This window comes from Streptomyces thermolilacinus SPC6 (assembly GCF_000478605.2).
Taxonomy (GTDB): Bacteria; Actinomycetota; Actinomycetes; order Streptomycetales; family Streptomycetaceae; genus Streptomyces; species Streptomyces thermolilacinus.
On record NZ_ASHX02000001.1, the window covers coordinates 3,733,008 to 3,756,082 of the forward strand.

At 67.9% G+C, this 23,075-nt stretch carries 28 protein-coding genes and 1 tRNA gene; 18 read left to right on the top strand and 11 right to left on the bottom strand.

The window, feature by feature from the left end; genetic code table 11:
- Positions 1–114: 114 nt before the first annotated feature.
- From J116_RS16230 to J116_RS16260, 7 genes are all read right to left on the bottom strand, one after another.
- Positions 115–486, bottom strand: a complete 372-nt coding sequence (locus J116_RS16230) for a Rieske 2Fe-2S domain-containing protein (RefSeq protein WP_139140487.1) — start codon at positions 484–486, stop codon at positions 115–117.
- Positions 474–1,892, bottom strand: coding sequence for an iron-containing redox enzyme family protein (locus tag J116_RS16235; RefSeq protein WP_023588127.1), 1,419 nt, complete (start codon positions 1,890–1,892; stop codon positions 474–476). The genes J116_RS16230 and J116_RS16235 overlap by 13 nt, the downstream gene beginning before the upstream one ends.
- A gap of 167 nt (positions 1,893–2,059) precedes the next feature.
- Entirely contained in the window at positions 2,060–3,199 is a 1,140-nt protein-coding gene (locus tag J116_RS16240; RefSeq protein WP_235617355.1) for a 50S ribosomal protein L11 methyltransferase, read from the bottom strand.
- 212 nt (positions 3,200–3,411) lie between these two features.
- Positions 3,412–4,272, bottom strand: a complete 861-nt coding sequence (locus J116_RS16245; protein WP_023588129.1) for a 2OG-Fe(II) oxygenase — start codon at positions 4,270–4,272, stop codon at positions 3,412–3,414.
- 70 nt (positions 4,273–4,342) lie between these two features.
- Positions 4,343–4,912: a methylated-DNA--[protein]-cysteine S-methyltransferase gene (locus J116_RS16250; RefSeq protein WP_023588130.1), complete on the bottom strand. Its 570-nt coding sequence runs from the start codon at positions 4,910–4,912 to the stop codon at positions 4,343–4,345.
- A 41-nt stretch (positions 4,913–4,953) separates the two neighbouring features.
- Positions 4,954–5,736 carry an MGMT family protein gene (locus J116_RS16255; protein ID WP_023588131.1) on the bottom strand — a complete coding sequence of 261 codons (783 nt, stop codon included), beginning with the start codon at positions 5,734–5,736 and terminating at the stop codon, positions 4,954–4,956.
- A gap of 20 nt (positions 5,737–5,756) precedes the next feature.
- A complete protein-coding gene (locus tag J116_RS16260; protein ID WP_051203790.1) occupies positions 5,757–6,347 on the bottom strand; it encodes an RNA polymerase sigma factor in 591 nt (196 codons plus the stop codon).
- 241 nt (positions 6,348–6,588) lie between these two features.
- On the opposite strand from J116_RS16260, the gene J116_RS16265 reads away from it, so the two are divergent.
- Positions 6,589–7,677 (top strand): MerR family transcriptional regulator, encoded by a 1,089-nt coding sequence (locus J116_RS16265; RefSeq protein WP_235617356.1) that lies wholly within the window; start codon positions 6,589–6,591, stop codon positions 7,675–7,677.
- Between the two features lie 194 nt (positions 7,678–7,871).
- Here J116_RS16265 and J116_RS29790 read toward each other — a convergent pair.
- Positions 7,872–7,938, bottom strand: a tRNA-Arg gene (locus J116_RS29790).
- A 544-nt stretch (positions 7,939–8,482) separates the two neighbouring features.
- Here J116_RS29790 and J116_RS29725 point away from each other — a divergent pair.
- The 3 genes from J116_RS29725 (at position 8,483) to J116_RS28625 (ending at position 11,447) form a co-directional block, all read left to right on the top strand.
- Positions 8,483–9,136 carry a hypothetical protein gene (locus J116_RS29725; protein WP_139140488.1) on the top strand — a complete coding sequence of 218 codons (654 nt, stop codon included), beginning with the start codon at positions 8,483–8,485 and terminating at the stop codon, positions 9,134–9,136.
- Between the two features lie 142 nt (positions 9,137–9,278).
- Positions 9,279–10,064 (top strand): McrB family protein, encoded by a 786-nt coding sequence (locus J116_RS16270; protein ID WP_235617439.1) that lies wholly within the window; start codon positions 9,279–9,281, stop codon positions 10,062–10,064.
- 60 nt (positions 10,065–10,124) lie between these two features.
- Positions 10,125–11,447 carry a 5-methylcytosine restriction system specificity protein McrC gene (locus J116_RS28625; RefSeq protein WP_079147752.1) on the top strand — a complete coding sequence of 441 codons (1,323 nt, stop codon included), beginning with the start codon at positions 10,125–10,127 and terminating at the stop codon, positions 11,445–11,447.
- On the opposite strand, the gene J116_RS16275 is transcribed toward J116_RS28625, so the two are convergent.
- The 3 genes from J116_RS16275 to J116_RS16285 all read right to left on the bottom strand — a co-directional run bounded on the left by J116_RS16275 (position 11,427) and on the right by J116_RS16285 (position 14,441).
- The gene (locus J116_RS16275) at positions 11,427–12,437 is read right to left on the bottom strand and encodes a DNA-methyltransferase (protein WP_235617357.1); all 1,011 of its coding nucleotides are present in this window, start codon (positions 12,435–12,437) and stop codon (positions 11,427–11,429) included. The two genes, J116_RS28625 and J116_RS16275, sit on opposite strands and share 21 nt — an antisense overlap.
- Before the next feature lie 676 nt (positions 12,438–13,113).
- On the bottom strand, positions 13,114–13,356 hold the full coding sequence (locus J116_RS16280; protein WP_023588135.1) for a hypothetical protein: 243 nt from the start codon (positions 13,354–13,356) through the stop codon (positions 13,114–13,116).
- Positions 13,353–14,441 (bottom strand): DUF1152 domain-containing protein, encoded by a 1,089-nt coding sequence (locus J116_RS16285; RefSeq protein ID WP_079147901.1) that lies wholly within the window; start codon positions 14,439–14,441, stop codon positions 13,353–13,355. The genes J116_RS16280 and J116_RS16285 overlap by 4 nt, the downstream gene beginning before the upstream one ends.
- A gap of 85 nt (positions 14,442–14,526) precedes the next feature.
- Between J116_RS16285 and J116_RS16290 the strand changes: the two genes are divergently transcribed.
- The 14 genes from J116_RS16290 (at position 14,527) to J116_RS16350 (ending at position 23,042) form a co-directional block, all read left to right on the top strand.
- The gene (locus J116_RS16290; RefSeq protein WP_023588137.1) at positions 14,527–15,267 is read left to right on the top strand and encodes a GntR family transcriptional regulator; all 741 of its coding nucleotides are present in this window, start codon (positions 14,527–14,529) and stop codon (positions 15,265–15,267) included.
- 98 nt (positions 15,268–15,365) lie between these two features.
- Entirely contained in the window at positions 15,366–15,539 is a 174-nt protein-coding gene (locus J116_RS29940; RefSeq protein WP_161492123.1) for a hypothetical protein, read from the top strand.
- A 6-nt stretch (positions 15,540–15,545) separates the two neighbouring features.
- The gene (locus J116_RS16295) at positions 15,546–15,983 is read left to right on the top strand and encodes an ATP-binding protein (RefSeq protein WP_028964131.1); all 438 of its coding nucleotides are present in this window, start codon (positions 15,546–15,548) and stop codon (positions 15,981–15,983) included.
- A gap of 89 nt (positions 15,984–16,072) precedes the next feature.
- Entirely contained in the window at positions 16,073–16,801 is a 729-nt protein-coding gene (locus J116_RS16300; RefSeq protein ID WP_023588139.1) for a GntR family transcriptional regulator, read from the top strand.
- Positions 16,802–16,928: 127 nt separating this feature from the next.
- Complete coding sequence (locus J116_RS16305) at positions 16,929–17,279, top strand: SCO3933 family regulatory protein (RefSeq protein WP_023588140.1); 351 nt, start codon at positions 16,929–16,931, stop codon at positions 17,277–17,279.
- A 5-nt stretch (positions 17,280–17,284) separates the two neighbouring features.
- Positions 17,285–18,661 carry an FtsK/SpoIIIE domain-containing protein gene (locus J116_RS16310; RefSeq protein ID WP_023588141.1) on the top strand — a complete coding sequence of 459 codons (1,377 nt, stop codon included), beginning with the start codon at positions 17,285–17,287 and terminating at the stop codon, positions 18,659–18,661.
- An 81-nt stretch (positions 18,662–18,742) separates the two neighbouring features.
- Entirely contained in the window at positions 18,743–19,372 is a 630-nt protein-coding gene (locus J116_RS16315; protein WP_023588142.1) for a DUF2637 domain-containing protein, read from the top strand.
- A 17-nt stretch (positions 19,373–19,389) separates the two neighbouring features.
- Complete coding sequence (locus J116_RS16320; RefSeq protein WP_023588143.1) at positions 19,390–19,581, top strand: hypothetical protein; 192 nt, start codon at positions 19,390–19,392, stop codon at positions 19,579–19,581.
- Positions 19,581–19,772 (top strand): mobile element transfer protein, encoded by a 192-nt coding sequence (locus tag J116_RS16325; RefSeq protein ID WP_023588144.1) that lies wholly within the window; start codon positions 19,581–19,583, stop codon positions 19,770–19,772. Before J116_RS16320 ends, J116_RS16325 begins: the two co-directional genes overlap by 1 nt.
- Before the next feature lie 10 nt (positions 19,773–19,782).
- Positions 19,783–19,977 (top strand): hypothetical protein, encoded by a 195-nt coding sequence (locus J116_RS16330; protein ID WP_023588145.1) that lies wholly within the window; start codon positions 19,783–19,785, stop codon positions 19,975–19,977.
- Between the two features lie 14 nt (positions 19,978–19,991).
- Positions 19,992–20,249: a hypothetical protein gene (locus J116_RS16335; RefSeq protein WP_023588146.1), complete on the top strand. Its 258-nt coding sequence runs from the start codon at positions 19,992–19,994 to the stop codon at positions 20,247–20,249.
- Between the two features lie 153 nt (positions 20,250–20,402).
- Entirely contained in the window at positions 20,403–21,707 is a 1,305-nt protein-coding gene (locus tag J116_RS16340; RefSeq protein WP_028964132.1) for a replication initiator, read from the top strand.
- Positions 21,700–21,912, top strand: a complete 213-nt coding sequence (locus J116_RS16345; RefSeq protein WP_023588148.1) for an excisionase family DNA-binding protein — start codon at positions 21,700–21,702, stop codon at positions 21,910–21,912. Before J116_RS16340 ends, J116_RS16345 begins: the two co-directional genes overlap by 8 nt.
- Entirely contained in the window at positions 21,912–23,042 is a 1,131-nt protein-coding gene (locus J116_RS16350; RefSeq protein WP_023588149.1) for a tyrosine-type recombinase/integrase, read from the top strand. Before J116_RS16345 ends, J116_RS16350 begins: the two co-directional genes overlap by 1 nt.
- The last annotated feature ends 33 nt before the right edge of the window (positions 23,043–23,075 follow it).

The following is a 23,075-nucleotide window of genomic DNA, read 5'->3' on the forward strand; positions in this document are numbered from 1 at the left end:
AGAACACCGGCCGGGCGAAAGGCGTTGCACCCGCCCGGTGCCGGCGGCGCCCCGGACCGGACGCCGCCGACGCCCGGGACCGGGCACCGGCGGCATCCGGCCAGGTGATCGGGGTTATCGCGCAGGGCTGGCGATGCCAGGGGCGAGCGGCCGGTACTCCCGCGTCACCTCGCCGCAGGGTGCGGGCCCGGGCACCCCGGCGCGCGGGCGCGGCCGGTCCGGGAACACCGCGGTGACCCGGTTGCCGACCCGTACCGCCGGGATCGCCGCGCGCAGCCGCGCCACGGACGTCCCGCGGTCGTGCCACGGGCACACCAGCCGGGTGCCGTCGGGCGACGCCTCGGCCAGGTGCAGGGGCCCGCCCCGGTGGGGGCACTGTGCGTCCATCACGAAGCCCTGGCCCCGCACCGTCGCGTACACGTACGCGCTGCCCGCGACGACCACGCAGTTGTCCCGCCCGGTGGCGGCGAAGGTCACGACAGGCACTTGCGGTAGTCCCCCACCGAGTGGATCTCGTAGACGCACTCATCGGATTCGATGTTCGCCCCGTGCAGGCGGTTCCGCTTGATCACGACACCTTCACCGGCCTCCAGGGTCAGCGACGACCCCAGTCCGCTCTCGAAGCGCATCGTGCCCGAGACGATGTGGCACAGCTCGTCGCCGTCGTGGCAGTGGGTGTTGGACAGCTCGCCGCGCGGCTCGACCAGGTGCGCGACCGGGGCGTCCACCTTCCCCTGCTTCAGACCCTCGAAGACCGGGCCGTGCAGCTTCTTCAGCTCCGGCTGGTCGTCCATCCACGCGATCTGCGCGGAGAAGTCCTTGTCGGCGATGTCGAGGAGGACGCGGTACTCCTCGATGCCGCGCACGATCTCCGGGATGATCCCCTCGCCGTGCGCCTCCACCAGCGGCTTGATGATCTTCTCGCGTGCCATCCGGCCGTGGTGCTGGTCGATGTGGACGTGCTCCGTGAAGTACGTCGTGTCCACCTCGTCACCGAAGACGCCGCGCAGCAGACGGTCGGCGCGGCGGCAGAAGTCCACCAGCGAGCTCTCCGTGTAGTAGAGCGCCCCCACGTAGCGGAAGAACAACTCGTGGTTCTTGCCCAGGTAGTGGAAGTAGTTGTTCAGCAGGAGGCTGCTGTTCAGGTAGTACTGCCAGTAGCGGTGCACGTCCGACTCCAGGCCGACGGACTCCAGGGTCCGCTCGAAGAGGGTGCTGTGCTTCGTCTCGTGCACCCCGTAGCCGTACTCGTCGATGACGACCTTGAACCACTCGGACTGGACCTTGCCGTAGTAGCCGAGGACGTTGCGCATCATCGGCGACGCCTCGGACAGGAAGTCGGGGGCGAACTGGACCAGCCACATGCGGGCCGCGCGCTCCGGGTCGCTGGAGCCGGTGATCGCGGCCTCCGTCGGGGTCTGCTCCTCGGAGTCGCCCATGTCGAGGGAGTCCAGGTAGCTGTCGAGGCTGGCCGCCGTCCACTTGCCGGACGTCTCCACCTCGTCGTCGAGGAAGCCGAAGGCGTACCGCTCCAGGGCCGGGCGGATGCGTTCTCCGAGCGCCCGGTTGGAGGGGCTGTAGAACGCCCGGAAGTCGTCCTCCTTGCCCTGGAGGCCGCCCTTGGGGAAGAACACGAGGTCCGCCTCGTACACGCAGGTCAGCATGCGCTGCACGGCCAGGCTCGTGTAGTCGAGAATGTTCTCCCGGCCGGGTATGCGGTCGAAGTCGAGATACGGGAGGACCTGCGGCCGCAACTGGCGCCGGTAGGGGTTGTCATGGTTCTCCCAGTCCTCGTTGTCGAGGAACACGGGATTGGTGGCGTACTGCACGATGGCGTCGCGCAGTTCCGCGCCGGCGAGCTGGAACGGGACGTGCTGGGGGACGTGACTCATGAGGTGCTCTCCCTTGTTCCGTCGTGCTCCGTCTGTTCCGTGGTGGTCCGTCGTGCGCTGTCGTCGTCGGGCCGTCCGGGGCACCCGCGTCAACCGGATCGTCCGCGCCGCCCGCGTCGTCCGGGCTGTGCGGGGCGTCCGCGCGGGGCTGGAGGGCGGGGGAGGGGTCAGGCGCTCGCACTGAGCGCGAAGTCGCTCCACCGCAGCCGTACGGAGACGGTCTCGCCCGCTTTCACGGGTATGGGCTTCTCCAGCGGCACCCAGCCCTGCATCCAGTGGGAGGAGGTGTTCTCCGGGGAGTTGCACAGGGTGATCCCGCCGCCCATGTCCAGCTCGAACCAGACGGCCAGGGCGTGCGCCTCCCCGTCGGCGGTCGCGGGCAGCGAAACCACCCGCTCCCCGGGCGTCAGGGCGTCCCGGACCAGGTCGAACTCCAGCACACATGCCGCGTCCGACATGAACCGGTGCGGCCACGTGTCCAGCCGGACCGGGAAGTGCCCGCGGGTCGCCAGGGCGTTCATCAGCGACACGTCGAAACCGCCCGCCGTCGTGACCTGGTTCAGCTTCAGTACGGCGTCGCTGGTGACGAGCCGCCCGTGCAGCCGCGCCGCCGACGGGAGCATGATGCCGTCCGGGGAGAGCAGATGTTCCCGGGCGTGCCGTACCGCGGGCAGCAGTCCCTCCCCGATGAGGCCGCAGTCGACGATCTCCGACACGAGGACGTCCACGGGCGCTTCGAGGTCCTGGCCCACCTCCAACCGCGTGGAGGGCTTGCCGATCACGGTGACGACATCGGACAGTCCGTGCGCGTCCACCACCTGCCGGGCGACCTCGGCCAGCAGCGGGTTCATCTCGCAGGTGATCACCCGGCCGGCACCGGCGCGGGCGGCGGCCATGGCGAGCAGCCCGCTGCCCGAGCCGATGTCCAGGACGCTCGCCCCGGGAGGGATGGCCTTGCCGAGTGCGGTGACCAGGGCATCGTTGCGCTCCGTGTCGTTCAGCATGGCGAAGTGCCAACGGGGCACGCTCCTGCGGGCGATGTCGGAGAAGACCCCCGACGCGCCGCCCGGCTCCGAGGGCGTCCGGAGCAGCGAGGACGCCTGGTCCGCCATTTCGCTCATTTCCTGGGCGAGCAACTGCAGCGACGCCGCGATGAGGCGTTGCTGCGAGCCGCTCGGCGACACGTTCGCACCGTCGTCCGGCCCGGCATCGTGCTCCGATGCCGTGGCCTGTCCACGCTGTGCTTGCTGGATGTGCACCGACTGCTCCTCACGCTGAATCGCCGGGTTGACCGTGGTGCGAGGCAAGCCTTGAAGGTCGTGCGCCTTCGCGAAGCGACCGTATGCGGCGGCGGTGGTGCAGACCTTCAGCGGCTCTTGAGCGTCAGCGGCAGTTTCCGGTGACGGACCGTGGTCGGTACGCCGCAGATGACCAGGGCTTATGCCAGAGGAAGCGGATGTCTATAGCGCGCAGGCAGGTTGCAGGCCTGTTCTCCGGTTGATTCGGTGTGATCCGGCGACTACGTGGCGTCGTGGAAGATCAGCCCCAGGACGTGCCGTCGGCCGCTGTGCACGGCGCTGACCCCGTGCCGCAGCGTCACCCTGCTCCAGCCGCGCACGGAGCGCACCGGACGGTGGTTGACAGCGAAGATCATCCCTTGTCCCTGCGCGGGCCGCTTTACGAGAGGCCGTGACTGGGCGCGAGGCCGCTGCTCCACGAAGACGCTCTCCCCACCGGTGAAGTCCTCGTCCGGCCGGTCCAGCATGACCGCCACCTGCAAGGGGAACGTCAGCTCCCCGTACACGTCCTGGTGGAGGCAGTTGTATCCGCCCGCCTCGTAGCGGAGCAGCAGCGGCGTGGGGCGGTGCTGTCCGGCGGCGGCGCACGCCGCGAGGAGGCCCTCGTGGTCAGGGGGGAAGCCGGGCTGGCCCAGCCGCTCCGCCCAGGTGTTGGCGATCCCCGCGAGCGGCGGGTAGAGCCGCTGCCTCAGCGTCCGGACCAGGTCCGGCAGCGGGTGGGCGAAGTAGCGGTAGCTGCCCTCACCGAACCGGTGCCGCGCCATCGTCACCGTGCTGCGGAACAGCGCGGGCTCGTCGAACAGCTCCCGCACCTCGGCGCACTGGTCCGGGGTCAGCAGCGGCGCGGTGAGCGCCACGCCTTCCGTGTCCAACTCGGCCGCGAGAGTCTCCCAGTCGAGGCCCTGGAGAGCGGACAGCTCAGCGCCGGGCGCGCCATCGGCGAGCCGCCTGTCGGCGGCTGTGCGCGAGGGCCGGGGGGCGGCGTCGGGCCGGGGCTCCGGGGCGGACTCGGGGGCGGGCTCCGGCTGCTGGGGCCCGGCGTGGGCCAGGCCGGGCAGATGCGGGGTTTCGTAGGCGCTCACGTGTTCCACTCTTCAGGGCTGTTGGAGATGGCGGGCGCCGACGACGGGGGAGTGCGCCGACGCCCGCCGGTCACAGGGGGAGGCGATCCGCCGGGCGGTCCGCCGCTTCGAGATCCAGCAGGTACCGCTTGGCTTCGAGGCCACCCGCGTACCCGCTGAGGCTGCCGGTCGAGCCGACGATCCGATGGCACGGCAGCACCACGCACAGCGGGTTGCTCCCGAGCGCCGTCCCGACCGCCCGGGCGGCCCGGGGCCGCTCGAGCGCCGCGGCGAGCCGCAGATACGTCGAGGTCTGCCCGTACGGCACGAACTGGGCCAGCATCGAGACGGTCCTGCGGCTGAACGGCGTGGCGAGCCGCAGGTCCATCGGCACGGTGAAGTCCCGGCGGGCCCCGGCGAGATAGGCGTCGAGCTGCGCCCGCGCCTCGTCCAGTATCCGCCGCTGCGCCGGTCCGGCCGCCGTCTCCTCGACCGGGCGCAGCGCGGCTCTGCGGAGCCGGCCGGCGGCTTCCTCGCCCGGGTCGAAGCAGCACAGCACGAGCGCCTCGTCCGTGGCCGCCAGCACGAGCGGCCCGAGCGGCGTCGTGTGCACCGCCACGGCCGCGCTGGTGTCACCGGTGGGGTGATTCGTGGTTCGCATGGGAACTCCGTGGTGATTCGTCGTCGCTGCCCGGCCCGCCGTCACACGGTGACTGGCCTGCAGCTCTTGCACGCGCGGTAACCGGCCCGGCTGGCCTCGCGCGCCGTACGGAACGGGACCTGGTGGCGCGGACCGATACGGCGGGCGTTGGCACACGTCGGATGGCAGTAGATGCGGGTCGTGTCGCTGCCGAGGAAGACGACCCCGCCTTCGCGGAGCTCCGCCACCCGCCCCAGGTCGATCCCCTCCCCGGCGCGCAGCGCGTCACCCACGTCCGGCAGGAGATCGGCGTCGAACGGGGCGCCGCCGTCGTGCGTCACACGGTGGGAGGGGATCAGCACGGCCACCGGGTTCTTCGCCAGCGCGCCGCCCACCGCCGCCGCCGGGACATCGGCCTCCCGGGCGATCCAGTCGACGGGCCTCAGCTGGCCCGACGGGATCGTCCGTACGGCTTCCAGCACGGCCCGCTCGACCTCGGTGAGGCCCGTCAGATCGACCGGCAGCCGCCGCGCCCGCCCCGTGCGCAGCGCCGTCACGACCCCCGGGAACGGCTTGGCCGACCGTATGGCCGAGCGGTGCGTGCGGGCGTGGTGCAGCTCCTCGAAGGCCGCCGCCGTGAGCCCCGCGGAGTCGAGCGCGGCACCCGTCACGGCGTGCGGAGCGGACGCCACGTAGAGGCCTCCGGCGGGCGTCTCGACGCGGACGTACGTGTCGTACCGGTTGCGCTGGATGCCGACGCGCCGCAGGACGCGCAGGGCGAAGTCCTCCGGTGGGTCGGCGGAGAGACCGATCAGCTCTCCGGCCACCCGTTCGAGACTGGTCACCGCCTCATGGTCACTCTGATTCACGTCGTCACCTCCAACACGGCTGTTTCCGGATCCATCAGCTGGCGGAGCGCTCTCAGCCCTCTGGACACCTGTGCCTTGGCCGTCCCGACCGCGCACCCCTGCACCTCTGCCACTTCCGCGTAGCTCATCCCCAAGACGTGGCGGAGCACGACCGCTATCCGGTGGTGCTCGGGCAGCTGCACCAAGGCGGTGACCAGGCGTCGCCTGTCGTCCGCCTGCTCCGCGCGCTCCTCAGGGCCCGGCCTGCGGTCGGCCCACGAAGCGGCGGCCTCCTCCACGGACATCCCCGACAGGGCGGGGCGCCGCGTGCTGCCGCGGACGTGGTTGCGCCAGACGTTCGCGGCGATCGCCATCAGCCAGGCACGGGGCTTCAGCTCCCTCCGTCGCTCGGGGTCGTACCCCTGTAATGCGGTGTAGGCGCGCAGGAACGCGTCCTGTGCCAGGTCGTCCGCCTCGGTCGCCGAGCCGGTGATCCGGAACAGGAACGTGTACACCGCCCTCCCATACACCCGGACCAGCTCGGTGAAGCCACCGTCCAGATCCGCAGCCAGGAGCTCGGTCAGCTGCTGCTCGGCCTTGTCGTCCATCAATAAGAGGAACACCGACCCGGCCGGAATGGTTGCAGAGGTCTTCTCGTGCGGCCGCGTCCCCTTCCCGGAGGCTCCATGGACCGGACGCCGCCGGCGCGCCCCGCCCAGACCGGTGGCGCCCTCCTCCGGAGTGGCCACTGCTTCCGTTCGGCTCCAGCTGCCGCGGGTGAGGCTTGACCCTCACGTGGCGTGAGGCTGGATAGTCGGTGCCGTGGAGGATCACTGGACCGTCGGAAGCGTGGCCGAGTTGGCGGGCGTGAGCGTCCGCACGCTGCATCACTATGACGAGATAGGGCTTGTCCGGCCGTCGGCGCGGACCGCGGCCGGATACCGGGCCTACCTGCCGGGCGACGTGGAGCGGCTGCGGGAGGTGCTGGCCTATCGGAGGTTGGGCTTCGGCCTGCGGGAGGTCGCGGAACTGGTCGGCGACCCGTCCACCGACGCGGTCGCGCACCTGCGCCGACTGCGCGGTCTGCTGCTGGAGCGGCGTGATCGCGCCGACGCCATGGTGGCGGCCATCGACAGGGAACTCGAGGTACGGGCGAAGGGGCTGACGGTGACGCCGGAGGAGCAACTGGGGATGCTCGGTGCACGGCTGTACGACGCGATCGGCGGCGCTTACACCGCGACACGGCGTACCGACCCGCGGATCGCCGCGCGGATATGGGACGCGCTCGGGGACGCGCAGACGGTGCTGAACGTGGGGGCAGGCACCGGCTCCTACGAACCCGCTGATCGCGACGTGACCGCGGTGGAGCCCTCCGCGGTCATGCGGGCGCAACGGCCTGCCGGCTCGGCGCCGTGCGTGGCCGCCGCCGCGGAGAGCCTGCCCTTCGAGGACCGGTCCTTCGACGTCGCTATGGCCGTCTCCACCGTTCACCACTGGGAGGACTCGATAGCGGGACTGCGCGAGATGCGGCGCGTGGCCCGCCGCGTGGTGGTGCTCACGTTCGACACGGATGAGCCCGGATGGCAGGACCGGTTCTGGCTCACCCGCGACTACCTGCCCGAGTTCGCCGCCCTCCTGGCGGAGTTTCCCTCACTTGCTGGCATGGCCGACGCGATCGGCGCCCGCGCCGAGCCGGTGCCCGTCCCGTGGGATTGCGCAGACGGCCTGTTCGAGGCGTACTGGCGCCGACCGGCGGCGTATCTGGAGGACCACGTGCGCCGTGCGATGTCGGTGTGGACGAGGGTCGGGCCGGAGGCCGAGCAGCGGGCGGTGCGAAGCCTCAGCGACGACCTCGACTCCGGCCGGTGGGCCGAGCGCAACAGCCACCTCGCCGACCTCGACGCGGCAGATCTCGGCCTCCGCCTGCTCATAGCGTGACCCGCGCGGCAGGTCAGCGCCATGAGGTCCCCTGGACGGCCCGCCGGTCCGACTGGCTGCCAGCCGGCCCCTCGCGTGTGCCGCCCTGATTCGGCCCCTGTGCGCGGATGCCATGTGGCATATGTGTGCTGCCAAACCGGAGGCCCTGTCGCCCACTCGGACGACAGGGCCGCTGACCTGGTGTTCATCTGTGCCCCCGGCAGGATTCGAACCTGCGACACCCGCTTTAGGAGAGAGGCTGGGTGATCTGCGGGCTGAGCTGCGTCTTCGCCGGCCGAGGAAGCGGGTGGCTACCCGGCTGCGGGGCGCCGGTGTTGACCGCGGCTGCCCCCTGCATCTGGCACGGTTGTGGCACGAACCTCAGCCGACAACAGTCAGCCACGACGGCGGGTACGCCGACCGACCAGGCGCGCGTGTGTCTCGCTGCACCCCCACCGGCCTCAGCCACGTTGTCGGGTGTCGTCGGTCAGCCCTTCCGCGGCAAGCGGATCGGCACACGGCTCCGGAGGCCGTTGCACCTTACGAAATACTCCCAGGTCAAGGTCTTACACCCAGTCAGCCGAGCCTCACCCGTCCACAGACGGTCCACGACGAGGCAGTAGCGGGTAGATGTGTCACATGATGACCTGAACGGCGTTGGTGGCACCGCGCACGTCCGATAAGTGTTTGAAGCGCAATTGGAACTATTTGCTCGTTATGTGGCATACAGAGACTCCGTTGCCTAACAGCTTCGACAAGCCCCGCTTCCTCGCCCGATAGGGGGCCAGCCAGCAACTCTGAGATGGCAACGGGTATGTTCCCCTCCATGACGCTCCCTGCGCTCGACACCACCAAGTGGGTCCTGAGGATCGAAGTCATCCGGCAGGCAATCAAGACTCTCCAGGCTATGCACATCCATGAGAGTTTCGTGGTCTATATGCACGTGACCCGTCAGGGTGGGCGACTGGCGGGAAAAGGTCAACCTAAACAAGTTGTCGGCATAAGCCCCGACTGGCTTGGCGAAGTTCGAGAGTGGCTTGATGTGCCTGGTGGGCCTCCGTCGAAGCCTAACTTCCTCCCCTTTGCTTCACGCGGCAGTGATCCGGCTCGCTTTTGGAAGGGAGAGAATCTCGCAGGTCTATACGCCCCCTCGTCGCTTCGTTCGAAAAACAGTCTATTCGTAGGGCCAGACAAGACTTACGGGCTGCCACTTGCGGAAGATGGCGCTATCGATACTTCAAAGCTTAAAGAGAGCTTGCTAAATGGAGCCGCTGTCCCCGCGTGGGCCATCGGCGCATTCATCTATCGAAACCGCGGATTCACAGCCCCTTCAGAGCCCTCTGGAGTTAATCTACTAGAGGTTTTCAGGGATGATTTTTCCCTGACGCAAGAAGAGCAAATGCACGTCTTCGACTGGTCTCTACCGGATAGTGGACGATTTTTCGAGCTTTTCATTACCGAGGGTGAGAGTCATGAGTGACATTGTACTGAGTGATCGAGTCAGGACTTTGGACGCCGAAACCCTGGAGGTTGGATACTCTAAGGCCGTTTCTCCGAAACGAGCAGCCAGCGTCCCGGATGCCCCACTGATTGACGTTACGGATCCCCAGCTGCAACGCCTTATGGGCCTACTGCGTCGCTACTCCGGGGTTATCCTGTCCGGTCCGCCTGGGACCTCCAAGTCTTACTTGGCGGCAGCCACAGGGAAAGCAATGACTCAGGGCAATCCTGATCGTCTTGCCTTCGCACAGTTCCACGCGTCATACCAGTACGAGGACTTCATGGAGGGCTATCGACCGTTGGAAGGTGGGGGGTTCACTCGTTCGGAGGGCGTCTTTCTGAAACTCTGCACTAAGGCGAATGGCGATCCTAAAAACGATTATGTAATGGTGATCGATGAAATCTCGCGCGGTGACGCTGGTCGAGTATTTGGTGAGGCGCTTACATATGTAGAGCGTTCGAAGCGCGGTATGCCATTCGCTTTGCCTTCCGGTGCGATTAGCACTATTCCTCCGAACATCTACATAGTTGCCACGATGAATCCCTTGGATCGAGGTGTTGACGAGGTGGATGCAGCGTTCGAGCGGAGGTTTGCTAAAGTCAGCCTCCTTCCAGATGCCGATCTACTCAGCCAGCGTCTTATTGCAAATGAAGTCGAGGAAAGTTTGCGTGAGCGCATTGTCGCATGGTTCAAACGCATCAACGGCCACGCGAAGTCAGCACCAGTAGCCGCCCTGGGACACACGTATTTCTGGGATGTCACAGATCACTCTACGGCTCGAGACGCATGGGAATATCAGCTTCAATACCACGTTCATCGTGCATTCCGCTATGATGAAAAAACGCGGGATAGCTTGGTGGAGGCCTGGATGGAAATTTTCACTGAGACAGGATCGAGGGCTGAGTAGCACGTGCCGATTCGCACAGCTTTTGAACACGGGGTGGTGAATTTGCATCCAGGGGACCTGATGACCGATCGAGGCGTCAGAATGCGTCAGGACGTATTAAGACGGGGATTCGTGGAATGGCGTTCCGTCGTGGCAAATAACCTGCCAAAAAACGCCACTGAAGAAGTGATGGTCGAGCGCAAACTCTATGCGAAAGGGGTAATTGGCCTTGTCCCGCTAGCCGGGAATCTGTCAGTACTTGTGCAGCCGAGATTCCCGGCCAGTGTGACACACATGGTTAGTGTCTGCGAGTGGCCCACCATTGCGCTGGACGTCGTGCGCCATTATGCGGAAGCCCCTGGAGTCGCAGAAGAATGGATGCTTGACCGACTCGTGGCAGATTTTCTGGCTTCTATGCGTGGGCTCCTTGCCCAGGGGCTCATGCGGGAGTACAAGCAACGTGAAGCTGTAACATCGACCTCAAAGGGGAGAATCCTATTGGGGCGTACGATACGAGAACAGGCCTCACGAGGTGTCGATTACCAAGTCAATATCTCCTACTTTGAAAAGACACAGACTACGCCGCCGAACCAAGCTCTTCTGGCTGCAGTGCAATGGGCCCTAGAATGGCTAGATGTGCGTCTTCAAGCCAGCCTTAGCAAAGACGTACAACAGGCTATCAGAGCAACGCGACGCGAAGCTGTCCGCCACCTGCATGCCCTGCGCTTCATCGAAGGGGATGTAGAACGACGATTCATGACAGACCCATACGTGCAGGGTTCACGTGACATTCCTGAGGCTCGCAGTGAGTATCGACGCGCCCTTCGACTTGCTGTAGCTCTTCTAGAACGTAAAGGATTTACTCTTGAGGGCAGTGAAGGGGTTTTCGGCCTCTCATCACTCCTTCTGTCGACTGATGATTTGTTCGAGGAATACGTACGTCGCCGCCTGCGCCAGTACACGGCCGGCCTTGAGGTGCTCGATGGCAACGCTCTCAACCCTGCTCGAAAACTCTTCGAGTCAGCTGAGGTACCTGCCGATGTAACGGTAGTGGAAAGGCTCGGGATTGGGTCTAATAAAGTCCAGCCTGACATCCTGATAGAGGATGGCGGTCAGACTCTTCTGATCGCCGACGTCAAATACCAAGCTGTTTCGAACGGGCACGCTGACCGTCATGCGCTGGAACAGATAGTCACCTACGCTGAGCGATTGAAATGTACTGAGGTGATGACAGTTCACCCTTGTATGATTGATCAGCCACCGGGGCTGGTGCTATCGGGTCGCATTGGGGCCGTCCGGGTATGGCAATACCGCATCTCCCTCGCGCAGGACCCTGACGCCGGAATGAAGGAAATGGCTAGAGCTGTGGAGGCCTTGTGTCGCCTAAAAGAGAGCGCTGAGTGACGAGCCGTCAACAAGCGGCTTAAGGTCGACTCCAATGGCGTCTCGTCCCATTTCGATAGCCACCTTCGCGGTCGTGCCAGTCCCCACAAAAGGATCCAGCACTGCCCCTCGCGCGGCACTGTTGTGACCGCAGTCGGTCCACCCTACGGTTTCACGCTTGGCGAAGGTGAACTCTCGGAAGTAGCCGCCCAGTGCTGCTTTCGCCTCCGCAGCCAACCGTTGCACCTCCTGACTGTTCCTCCCCGTGCCGTTCTGAAACTTCGTAGCTTTACCGACGTCGCTAACGCCTGTTGCCTGAATGGCCCGGATGTGCTCTGGCGTGAGGTTGTGTTGCTTGGCTAGTTCCATAGCGCGACGTGCTTGCGGGCGTGATGGGTCCAATTGGTCGGTACGCTCCGTCACGCGCCTGCGAGGCTTTCCGCATACGAGGCAGACTTGAGGCGGGCAGGCGAGACTGATGGCTCGCCGTACAATTTCGCGTGGATAGGGTGCCAGGTGCGCCGACATGTCGCGCTCCGGCTCTATCATCCACACGTCGCCAGGATTGGCTGCGACGCCCAAATGCTCTTGGTACGCCTGAAGATCGTAATAGTACGTTGGCTTATATGTTAGGTGAATGATGTATTCGTGCCGATTGGCGAGCCGATTCTTGGCAGGCTCGGGCATGCCGCCCGTTTTGGCCCAAATGATGCGGTTTCGAATCGACCAGCCGGCGTCGACTGCTGCCGCCTCGATGCGGCCAGGAATTCCGACAAGGGACCTTTTAAAGTAAGTGTCGCCAATGTTCATGAAGACGGATCCGGTGGGTCGAAGAACTCGTCGCCACTCGGTCAAGCAATCCATGATTGATGAGACGAATCCCTCCGGAGTGGACTCCAGGCCGATCTGATCGGGGTGCCCATAGTCGCGCTTCTGCCAGTAGGGCGGGGAAGTCACGACAACATCTACCGAGTTGGCCTCCAACCCGGTCTCTCTTGCGTCGCCAGTCACTACGCGAGTACTGGGTGCAGGAAGTTTGCTTGACCAGGAATCAAGATCGCTCACACCTGCCAAGCCGAGGTTCGTCCCGTTATCGACAGCTCGGTCCTGAGTCCTGACCGGTTCTTGCACCGTTCTCCTCCTGTATGCGCGCTGAGACTGCAGGCGGTGCCTAGTCTGGCACGCAGGTGTGACGATACCTCGACGATCGATGTCCTCGGAGCCGTAGCCTATTCGCCTTGGAATGGTGTCAAGCGTTGCGGCGCCGCCTCGGGGGTGATCTAAATCACGGCTCATGTCTAGCAGCTTGCGAACTACAAGGTCGGCGGAGCGGGTTTGGCCGGTGGCCTGCCCGGTCTGGGGTCGAGCATGACCAGGGGGCCGTACGCTGGTTGGCAACTCGGGCAGGCTTTGGACCTGCCCGCAATGTGCACGAGTGGCCCCCTGGTCTTGCTCGACGCGGGACCCGGACCGGGGAGGTGGCTAAAGCCGTGGAGCCGACCGACCGCAGCCACGACGTACCTCTTCTCCGGCGCTAGGTGGCTGATTGCTCAGTGCGCGGCACGGGCGCCGGCCGGGCTGGAGCGGGGCGGAGACAGGAGCGCAGGCCCGGCCGGGGGCCGGGCCGCACGCGGGGAGCGGAGCGAGCCGCCTTGAACCCGTAGAGAAAGTTGTAACTCAGTAGGGCTCAGGTGCCGGTTGGCCTGTCCGGCGCTCTGGTTGCTGTGATCCTGCGTGCTTGTTCGGCTGCGCGCTGAAGTGCCTGGGCCACCTGGTCGGCGTCGTCGGCGGTCAGCAGGATCTCCTGTGCCGAAAGGATCGAGAGTCTGACGGTGCCGTCGTGCAGGTGTAGGGCTACGTCGACTTTTGTGCCGTGGCCTGCTGCGTCATGGACTTCGTCCAGGGCCGGGTCGCTTGCGAACGCGCTCATGCTCCGATGCTCCACAGCGGGGCGTCGTACTGGCCGGGTCGGCTGTGGATGAGGAGCCGGCGAAGCTCGTCGCGCTGGGAGCCGCCGAGGTTCAGGGCCTCAGTGATGCGACGGAACGTCGTGTGGGTGACTCCGCGGGTTCGGGCCTCGTTCTGGAACTGGTCGAGCCGAGACAGTACGTCGTCGGGGTCCGGCTTCGTCGGTGGCCGCGCGGTGAGCCATGCCGCCTTGTTGCGTTCGTAGTCGATCTCCGAGAAGCCGCAGATCTCGCGGCTGTACGCCTCGGCCTCGTCCAGGGTGGCGGTCGTCATGACGGCGCGGGCCAGGCTGTTGCGGCTCACCGCGTCGTCCAGGTCGACTTCGTGGACCGTGGGCCCCTCGTCGGTGAGGGGTACGGGAAGGCCGGCGTCGCGCACCTCGCAGATGCCGCGAGCTCCTCGGGCTGTGGCGGCGAGCATGGCGGTGGCCTCTGAAGGGTGCCACTCCAGGATGCCGCCGACTGCCTCCGCCTCCTTGGCCGTGAAGGTGTGGACGAGAGGACCGAGCAGGGAACGCAAAGCGGCGGCGGAGATTTCGCCGTCCAGCCCGGGGCCTGCCACCAGGAGACGGATCGGGGCGTTGATCCGGCAGCAGGCGGCGAGGGTGAGGGCGTCGGCGAGTGGGCTCTTGAGCGTGGGTTCATCGCCCTGGGCGAGGATGTCGCCGCCGACATCGAGCAGATCGATCGATGCCGGTGCCAGGTGGGACACCAGCTCTTCGAGTTGGCGGGTGATGCCCTCGGCGCCGTGGTGCGGGTCGAGCAGGGCCAGCGTGTGCGGAAGCTCTGCCGCGAGTCGGGGGAGTGTGGAGCCTGCCGGGGCGATCGGCTGGGCCTCGGCCGGCACCGACCAGACGGACTGAGTGACGGGTTCGAGTCCCGTGAAGCTGTCGGCTCCTCGTGGTCCCGGGAGCGGGTCGACCAGGAGGCGGTCCCATGCGTACGTGAGGATCACCGCCTGGTCCTCGTCGCCGTAGAGGGCGGCGTGAAGCATGGCGGCGGCGACCGCGTCGCCCCCTCCTCCTGCTGCGACGATCAACCGCATCATGCGCTCAGGGTACGGGTTCACGGGTTGGCCACTCACCCTATAGTGGCCAAAGGTCATAGCCACTTGGACGAGGGAAGGAGGGGAGATGCCGCAGATCGAAGAGGCCCAGCCGAAGTATCTCCAGATCGCCCACTACATCCGTGACCAGATCCTTCGAGGGGACCTGCGGCCGGGAGACGAGGTTCCCTCGGAACGGCAGCTCGCCGCGGACTGGAAGGTGTCCCGGCCCACGGCCGCACGGTCGTTGGAGGCGCTGAGCCATCAGGGCTTGGTCGAGAAGCGTCAGGGCTCGGGGACGTACGTACGCAGTCTCGAAGTGAACCGCCGAGCACGCGAGTTGTATGGACGCGCACGACAGACCGGGAAGATCTACACGCCCGGGGAGTACGCGGTGATCACTTCGGCCGGTTGGCTGGAGGCTCCGGATCACGTCGCCGAGGCGCTGGGGCTGGTGAAGGATCGCCGAGCCGTGCACCGCCGGCGCGTGACCAACAACCAGGACGGCCCGATCACGCTGTCCACTTCGTGGTTCACTCCGGACGTCGGTCAACGGGCGCCCAAGCTCATGGATCCCGAGCGGATCCAGGAAGGGACGCTCATGTACGTGGAGCGGATGACCGGGCGGCAAGGCAGCTATGCCGAGGACCGTATGTGCGCTCGGGCCGCCACGGACGAGGAGGCGGCCGACCTGCGGTTGGAGCCGGGATCCGCGGTCCTCGTCGTCCATCACGTCGTCTTCGACCTCCAGGACCGCCCTCTGGAGTTCGCCGAAGCCACCTACCCGCCGCACCGCTGGGCGTTCGAGCAGGGCTACCCATTGACCTGACGGCTCGCCAGTTGAGGCGAACGGCTTGCGCCCTCCAAGTGGCTAATGCCACTATCCACAAAGTGGCTAAGGCCACTTAGGGGAGAAGGGAGCGCGGCGTGACGAGTCGGCGGTCGGTGCGGGACACGCGGTTAGCTTGCCGGGGGTGTCGGGGGCGCGGTTGGAAGCGCGTCGGCTCCCGGACGGCGCTGGCGCTCTCCACGGTCAACGACCGCAGCCGTGCCACGTCGAAGCGGCGCTGCCTCGACTGCGACGGCAGCGGCAAGGAGTGAGCACGCATGGCTTACACGATCGACCGTTACCCCTGCGGGGACTCGCCGCGGCTCGGAGCGATGACCTTGTATCCGGAGCCTGAATCCGTGCCCCGCGCCCGGCGCTGGTTCCGGAAGTTCATCGCTCCGTACGATCCGGCCTGCTCGGTCGACGACTGCGCACTGATGATCTCGGAGCTGGTGACCAACGCCATCCGCTACGGGAAATCGGATGAGCCCTGGCTGGTTCGGGTCGAGTGGTACCGCGAAGGGGATTCGCTCCGCGTCGACGTACACAACCCGGGCTTCCCGGCGAACGTGCGGCTGCGGCACCCGGAGGCGGACGACGCCCACGGGCGGGGGCTGCTCCTGGTCGACTCCCTCGCCGACTCCTGGCGCTCCGGGCCCAGCTGCTTCGGTGGAACGGTCGTCTCCTTCGTGGTCGCCGATGCCTGGCCGGCGTGATGGGATAGCCCACCTTTTCTACTGCCACCCTGGATCTGTCGCTAGGCTGGTTGACCAGTTGACTTGGCCAATCCCGACGGGCGGCGTTCATGGCGTATGAAGTGGAGCCACCGAAGTACGTGCGCCTCGCGCAGACGCTTCAGCGGCGCATCGAGGACGGCACGTACGCGCCTGGCACCCGCGTGCCGAGCGAGAACCAGTTGGTGCAGGCGTTCGGGATGTCCCGCCCGACCGTCGTGCGGGCCCTGGAGCTGTTGAAGCGGGACGGGTGGCTCGAGTCCCGGCAGGGGTACGGCACGATCGTCCGCGGTCGCCCGGAGGTCGTCGAGCAGAAGGACCGGCGGGGGCGTGAGGCGCTGGAGCGTGACGAGTCGCAGGGTGCGGGCCGGCTGATCGAAGTCGGGCACGTACCGGTCCCGGCTCGGGTCGCCTCGGCACTCGGTCTGCCGAAGAGGGCCGAAGTCCTCATGCGCCGCTTCCTGGTCGAAGAGGACGGCGAAGCTGTCGAGCTGGTCTCGTCGTACTTCCCCGCCAACATGGTGGAAGGCACTGAGCTGGGGGCCAGTGAGCCCTTGAACGGTAGCCCCCGTGAACACCTCGAAGCGCGGAGGAAAGTCCGCTTCGACCATGTGACCGAGCGGGTCTCCGCCCGGCTGCCCGAAGCTCTTGAGGCCGAGCTGCTGGACCTGCCGGACGGCGTCCCCGTGCTGAGCGTCCTGGTCATCGCGTGTGACGCCTCCGGCCGAGCCCTGCAGGTCGCTGACGTGCTCCTGCCTGCCGACCGGCAGGAACTCGAAGACACCTACCGTCTGGGCTGAGCATCGTCCAAGGGGTGAGGGCCCTGAGATAGCAACTTGACAAGTCAACCTGGCATCCCTAGCTTCGAACTTGCTAAGTCAACTTGTCAGGTTGGCGAGTTGATCGACCCCAGAAGGAGCAATCCCTGTGCGTGTGATCCGCGTTGACGCCTCGACCGCCACGATCCTGCTCACCGAAGCTCCGGCGCCGAAGGTGCGCGACCGGCAGACCGGGGAGATCGCCAAGGACGCGGTGACCGGTGAGGCGCTGATGACCGTCGGCGTCGTCTACATCGACGAGGGTGAGTCGTCGCTGATCCAGGTCACCGTCCCGGAGAGCGGCGTGGCCGAGGGCCTGACGGTCGGTGCTCCGGTCTCACTCCCGGGGCTGGTGGCGCGGCCGTGGCAGAGCGTCTTCAACGGCAAGGAGCGAAACGGCATCGCCTACCGGGCGACCGCCGTTGCCCCGGGTGCCTTCCCGATGGCTCAGGCGGGCTGATCGCCGTGACGGACCTGGTGACGTGGGCCGAGCTGGGCGGGGCGCTCGCTGCGATAGGCGGCGCTGCCTACGCCCGGCACGCCCACCCGGCGGCGTACTGGTCCGCGGTCGGGCTGCCGCTCTCGGTGGTCCGGCTGCTGGCCTCGTACTCCTCGACCATGGACGCCTGCGGCCTGACCGTCGAACCGCCCCGGTGGCGGGCGCTGGCGGTCCGGGCGACCACCCGTCGTGAGGTCCGGCCGGTGCCTCCACGACGGGGCGTCATCCGTCCCACCACAACCGGCCTGCGCATGCGGCTGCGGCTGGCTCCGGGGCAGGAGCCGGCGGACGTGGCGGCCTCAGCCGAACGTCTCCGGCACGCCTGGGGCGTCCACGCCGTCCACGTGCGGGACGTCAAGCCGGGCGTCGTCGAGCTGCGGCTCATCGGCTTCGACGTGTTGCGGAAGGTGCGGATGCCCCGACGGCCCGACGGCGGCCCGCTTCGGATCCCTGTGGCGTTACGGGAGGACGCGACCGCGTTCGTGCGGAACTACCGGGCCGTACCGCATGAGCTGGTGCTCGGGGCCACGCTCTCAGGCAAGTCCATGTACCTGCGGAACCTGCTGACCGGGCTCGCCGCCCAGCCGGTGGCCCTGGTCGGGATCGACTGCAAGCGCGGGGTCGAGCTGGCGCCCTTCGCGCCCCGGCTCTCCGCCCTGGCGACCGACCCGGACCAGGCGGCCGAGCTGCTTCCCGCGCTCGTGAAGGAAATGGAGGACCGGTACGACCTGATCAAGGCCCGGCAGGGCATCGCGCCCGGCACCCCGGAAGAACTGATCACCTCGGACGTCTGGGGACTGCCGGAGGACGAACGCCCGGCCCCGATCGTGCTGTTCATCGACGAGGTCGCAGAACTCTTCCTCGTCGCCACGCGGAAGGAGGAGGAACGGCGGGACGAGATGGTCACCCAGCTCATCCGGCTCGCCCAGCTCGGCCGGGCCGCCGGGATCTACCTCGAAGTATGCGGACAGCGCTTCGGCGCCGAGCTGGGCAAGGGTGCGACCATGCTCCGCGCCCAGCTCACCGGCCGCGTCTGCCACCGCGTGAACGACGAAGCCTCGGCGAAGATGGCGCTCGGTGACATCGCCCCCGAGGCCGTCTTCGCGGCCTGTGCCATCGCCCCCGAGCTGCCCGGCCTGGCCGTCGTCGGCGACACCTCCGGCGGCTGGTCCCGCATCCGCACCCCTCACCTCTCCCTCGCCGACGCCGCGGCCACCTGTCGCACGACGGCTCACCTCGCCCCCGACGTACCGGCGCTCGATGCCTTCCGGCCGCACATCCCGCCGGTACCGGTAGGGGAGCCGTCCGGACCCGTGGCCACGGGCCGCCCGGTCACCGAGTAAGCACACCCGCCCACGGCCGGCACGGCCGTCCCGTGCCATGCCCTTACCCCCTCCATGCCTGGAACCGGAAGGAGCTGCGCCGTGCGCGCCCTGCCCGTCCGCATCGACGCCGTACTCGTCCAAGCACTGATCGCCGCCGCACTGTCCTTCGCCCACCTGCACGACCTGGCGCTGGCCGCCGGACAGGACGGCTGGAAGGCATGGGCCTATCCGGTCTCCGTCGACCTGCTGCTGGTCGCGGCCTGGCGGCGGCTGCGCTCCGGTCCAACGAGAACGGCCGGGTGGTGCTGGTTCCTCATCGCCCTGACTGCCTCGCTCGGCGCCAACGTCGCCACGGCCGGACTCCTCGACCTGAACGACGTGCCGGACTGGCTGCGCATCCTCGTCGCCGGATGGCCCGCGATCGCCTTCCTCGGCGGGACGCTGCTCGCCCACGGAGCAACCGCGGACGCCGCGACGGGGGAGGGCGAGTCGGCCCCGGGGCCGGCGGCGTCCGAAGAACCTGCCTCCGCCCCGGAGTTGCCCGCTGCGGTGTCGGAACCGGCTCCGCCCTCCACGACTCCGGTCCCGCCGGCGCTCGTCGCGCTCGCGCACAAGGTCGCCGACGAGCACCGCGCCCGGACCGGCACGCCCATTGACACATCGACCCTTCGCGCCCGGCTCGGCGTCCCGATGCCGCTGGCCGAAGCCCTCTCCGCCCATCTGACCTGACCCGGAGGACTTCCCCCGTGCGACCGTCCACGCTCCGCGCGCTGAAGCGTGCCGCCGAGCTGACCCGACAGAACCGCCTCACCGAAGCCGTGCTCATCGCCGAGCCCGTGATCCTCGCCGCCGACGAGTACGAGGGCGACGAGATCTTGCACTGGTTGGCCGAGCACGTCACCGACTTCACCGGCGAAGACCCGAAGGAGACCCCCTGATGACCGCCAACCGCCGCTTCCGCCGCGTCGTCCGCATCGGCCCCGTGCAGGTCGCCACGTACTACGACGGCCGCGGCCGGGAGAAGCACACCGCCGCCTGCACGGCTCCGCGCTGCGGCTTCTCCACCGACTACGACAGCCGCGCCGCCGCCGAGCTGGCCGCCCGTACCCACCGCTGCCGCGTCCGCTGAGGGAGCTCCCATGACCGTCTCGCTGCCGCTCGTCTTCGTCCTGGGCGTCATCGCCTGGGCCGCGATCAAGTTCCTCGGCGTCCGGCTCTGGGTCGCCGTCGTGATCGCGCTCTTCGGTTTCTGGCTCTCCCACACCTTCCTCGCCCCCGCCATCGAGTCCGGCACCCGCTCCGGGGTCGACGTCGTCAACGGCACCCACGAGTGACAAGGAGATCAGCCGTGTTCCGTCCCAAGCTGCCCGACGTCCCGACTCCGCCGACGACCACCGTCACCCATCAGCAGACGCAGGCCCCGGCTCCCTCGGCCGGCCGCCCGGTCGCCCCGTACGTGGGCGTCGGTGTCGGCGCGGTCGCCGCCGTGGTCGTCGTCGGGACCGTGCTTACCGCGCTTCTGGCCGCCGTCGCCGTCACGGCTATCTCGGTGGCCGTCGCCGCCGTGGTCCTGCGCTCGCTCGTCAACGACGCGAACAAGCGCTGACCGGCCGCCGGGGCGGCAACAAGCCGCCAAGCATCCCGCCGCCCCGGGGCCATCCCTTCCGAACTGTCACGACAGCCGAAAGGAACTCCCATCATCACCCGGCAGACTCCGCCCCCGCTGGCGGAACTCTCCGCTCTGGCCTCGTTGGGCACCCTGCCCGAGCTGGCCCGCCAACTGTCCGGCCTCGGTGGCTGCACACACCCGATCCGCCTCGACGGCCACCGCACCGAATACGCAGTGGCCCGGACGACCGGCGAGATCGGCCGCATCCTGAACCACCTGGATTCCTCGGACTTGCCCGCCGGTCAGCTTCTCGTCCGCTGCAACAACCGGCGTGCGACCCGGTGTGCGGCCTGCGCCGAGGTGTACCGCAGGGACACCTTCCACCTGATCACCGCCGGGCTGCGCGGCGGCAAGGGCGTCCCCGAACGCGTCGCCGCCCATCCGCGGGTCTTCGCCACCTTCACCGCCCCCGGCTTCGGTCCGGTCCACAACCGCCCCACCGGCCCGGCCGGCACGGTCCGCCCCTGCCGCTGCGGCATCCGCCACGACCAGGACGACGCCGTACTCGGCACCGCCCTCGACCCGGACACCTACGACTACGAAGCGGCCGTGCTGTGGAACGCGCACGCCGGTCCGCTGTGGCGGCGCTTCTCGATCTACCTGCGCCGGGAGGTCGCCAAGCGCGCCGGACTCACCCAACGGGCCTTCCGCGAACACGCCCGGGTGTCCTTCGCCAAGGTCGCCGAATACCAAAAGCGCGGCGCCGTCCACTTCCACGCCGTCATCCGCATCGACGGCCCCGACGGCGGCGACACCCCGCCCCCGCCCTGGGCCACCGCCGAGCTGCTGACCGACGCCATCCGGGCCGCCGCCACCACCGCCCGCGTGGACGGCCCGGTCATCGACGGCCGCGCCCACACCTTCGCCTTCGGCCGCCAACTCGACATCCGCACCATCCGCTCGGCCGACTTCGACGACGGCCGGGAACTGACCGAACGGGCCGTGGCCGCCTACATCGCCAAGTACGCCACCAAAGGCGCCGAAACCGCGACGGGCGCCCTCGACCGGCCGCTGAAGTTCGCCGCCGAACTCGCCCAGCTCGACATCAACGACCACGCCCGCCGCCTCATCCGCACCGCCTGGACCCTCGGCGCCCGCAAGGACCTCGAACACCTCCGCCTGCGCGCCTGGGCCCACATGCTCGGCTTCCGCGGCCACTTCTCCACCAAATCCCGCCGCTACTCCACCACCCTCGGCGCCCTCCGCCACGCCCGCGCCGCATGGCGCCACGCACAGGCGGCCACCACACCACCCGAGCACGACACCGACACCGACACGACGTACGTCCTCGCCCACTGGGCCTTCACCGGAACCGGCCTGTCCGACGCCGAAGCCTGGCTCACCGCATCCCTCGCGCCCGCCCCCGGAACGGAAGGAGAACTCACCCATGGCTGACCGCTACCTCACCGTGGCGCAGGTGGCCGAACTCCTCGGCACCACCGAGCGCTTCCCCCGCCGCCTGGTCGCCGAGCGGCGCATCGTGTTCGTCAAGGTCGGTCGACACGTCCGCATCCCGGAGAGCGCGGTGAACGCCTTCATCGACGCCAACACGGTGCGTCCGATCAGCGACCGGCGCGGCTCTCTGCGGAGGGCTGCTTGATGGCCAACAAGAAGGGGAAGCGCCGGAGCTTCGGGTCGGTCCGACAGCTTCCGTCCGGCCGCTGGCAGGTCCGCTACCGGGACCCGGAGACGGGGCAACTGCGCCCGGCGGAGAAGACGTACGCGACCAAGACCGATGCCCAGGTCGCCCTGACGCACATCGAGGCGGACATCACGCGCGGGCAGTGGTCGGACCCGGACGCGGGGGCGGTGAACTTCAGGGAGTACGCCACCGCGTGGCTGCGGGACCGGAAGCTCGCCGACCGCACCCGCGAGCGGAACGAGTCGGTGATGCGGCTGCACATCCTGCCCACCTTCGGAGCCGGGAGCGTGGCCGACGTGACGACCGCCCGGGTGCGTAGCTGGCGCGGCAAGCTCCTCGCGGCCGGCGTCGGTGAGCCGACGGTGGTCAAGGCGTACCAACTGCTGCGCGCCCTGATGAACACGGCCGTGGACGACGAGCTGATCCGGCGCAACCCGTGCCGCGTCAAGGGCGCGGACCGCTACGACGTGCCCGAGCGGCCGGTCCTCACGGTGGCGGAGGTCTTCGCCGTCGCCGACTCCATCGCGCCGCGCTACCGCCTCCTCGTGCTCCTGGCGGCCTTCACCACCCTGCGGTTCGGAGAGTTGGCCGCCCTGCGGCGCCGTGACATCGACCTGGAAGGGCTGACAGTTACCGTGCGCCGGGCTCAGGCCGAGTTGCAGGACGGCCGGCTCTTCGACAAGGCGCCGAAATCCGCAGCTGGGCTGCGCTCCGTCTCGTTTCCGGCCGAACTGCTCGACGCGGTCACGCACCACCTGGAGCACTTCGCCGCTCCCGGCCGCGACGGTCACGTCTTCGTCGGGCCGCAGGGCGGGCAACTGCGGCGGAGCAACTTCCGGGACGACTGGGTCAAGGCCCGGAAGGCCGCGGGCGTCACGGCCGAGTTGCACTTCCACGATCTACGGCACACGGGCAACACGCTGGCCTCGATGGCCGGCGCCAGTACGCGGGAGCTGATGACGCGCATGGGGCACAGCAGCTCCCGGGCCGCGCTGATCTACCAGCACATGACCAGCGCCCGGGACCGGGCCATTGCGGACCGACTCGGGGCCATGATCCGCGACGACGGGGGAGGGGCCTTCGACTAGGAGATGTGGACTCCAGTACCGCATCAGGCAACG

What these genes read in the sequence shown, in the direction of transcription:
- J116_RS28625 (WP_079147752.1), top strand. Translation starts at nt 10,125, where the DNA reads ATGACCGATCGAGGCGTCAGAATGCGTCAGGACGTATTAAGACGGGGA.
- J116_RS16270 (WP_235617439.1), top strand. Translation starts at nt 9,279, where the DNA reads ATGGGCCTACTGCGTCGCTACTCCGGGGTTATCCTGTCCGGTCCGCCT.
- J116_RS16300 (WP_023588139.1), top strand. Translation starts at nt 16,073, where the DNA reads ATGGCGTATGAAGTGGAGCCACCGAAGTACGTGCGCCTCGCGCAGACG.
- J116_RS16290 (WP_023588137.1), top strand. Translation starts at nt 14,527, where the DNA reads ATGCCGCAGATCGAAGAGGCCCAGCCGAAGTATCTCCAGATCGCCCAC.
- J116_RS16280 (WP_023588135.1), bottom strand. Translation starts at nt 13,356, where the DNA reads ATGAGCGCGTTCGCAAGCGACCCGGCCCTGGACGAAGTCCATGACGCA.
- J116_RS16350 (WP_023588149.1), top strand. Translation starts at nt 21,912, where the DNA reads ATGGCCAACAAGAAGGGGAAGCGCCGGAGCTTCGGGTCGGTCCGACAG.
- J116_RS16345 (WP_023588148.1), top strand. Translation starts at nt 21,700, where the DNA reads ATGGCTGACCGCTACCTCACCGTGGCGCAGGTGGCCGAACTCCTCGGC.
- J116_RS16295 (WP_028964131.1), top strand. Translation starts at nt 15,546, where the DNA reads ATGGCTTACACGATCGACCGTTACCCCTGCGGGGACTCGCCGCGGCTC.
- J116_RS16325 (WP_023588144.1), top strand. Translation starts at nt 19,581, where the DNA reads ATGACCGCCAACCGCCGCTTCCGCCGCGTCGTCCGCATCGGCCCCGTG.
- J116_RS16330 (WP_023588145.1), top strand. Translation starts at nt 19,783, where the DNA reads ATGACCGTCTCGCTGCCGCTCGTCTTCGTCCTGGGCGTCATCGCCTGG.
- J116_RS16235 (WP_023588127.1), bottom strand. Translation starts at nt 1,892, where the DNA reads ATGAGTCACGTCCCCCAGCACGTCCCGTTCCAGCTCGCCGGCGCGGAA.
- J116_RS16260 (WP_051203790.1), bottom strand. Translation starts at nt 6,347, where the DNA reads ATGGACGACAAGGCCGAGCAGCAGCTGACCGAGCTCCTGGCTGCGGAT.
- J116_RS16250 (WP_023588130.1), bottom strand. Translation starts at nt 4,912, where the DNA reads ATGCGAACCACGAATCACCCCACCGGTGACACCAGCGCGGCCGTGGCG.
- J116_RS29725 (WP_139140488.1), top strand. Translation starts at nt 8,483, where the DNA reads ATGACGCTCCCTGCGCTCGACACCACCAAGTGGGTCCTGAGGATCGAA.
- J116_RS16285 (WP_079147901.1), bottom strand. Translation starts at nt 14,441, where the DNA reads ATGATGCGGTTGATCGTCGCAGCAGGAGGAGGGGGCGACGCGGTCGCC.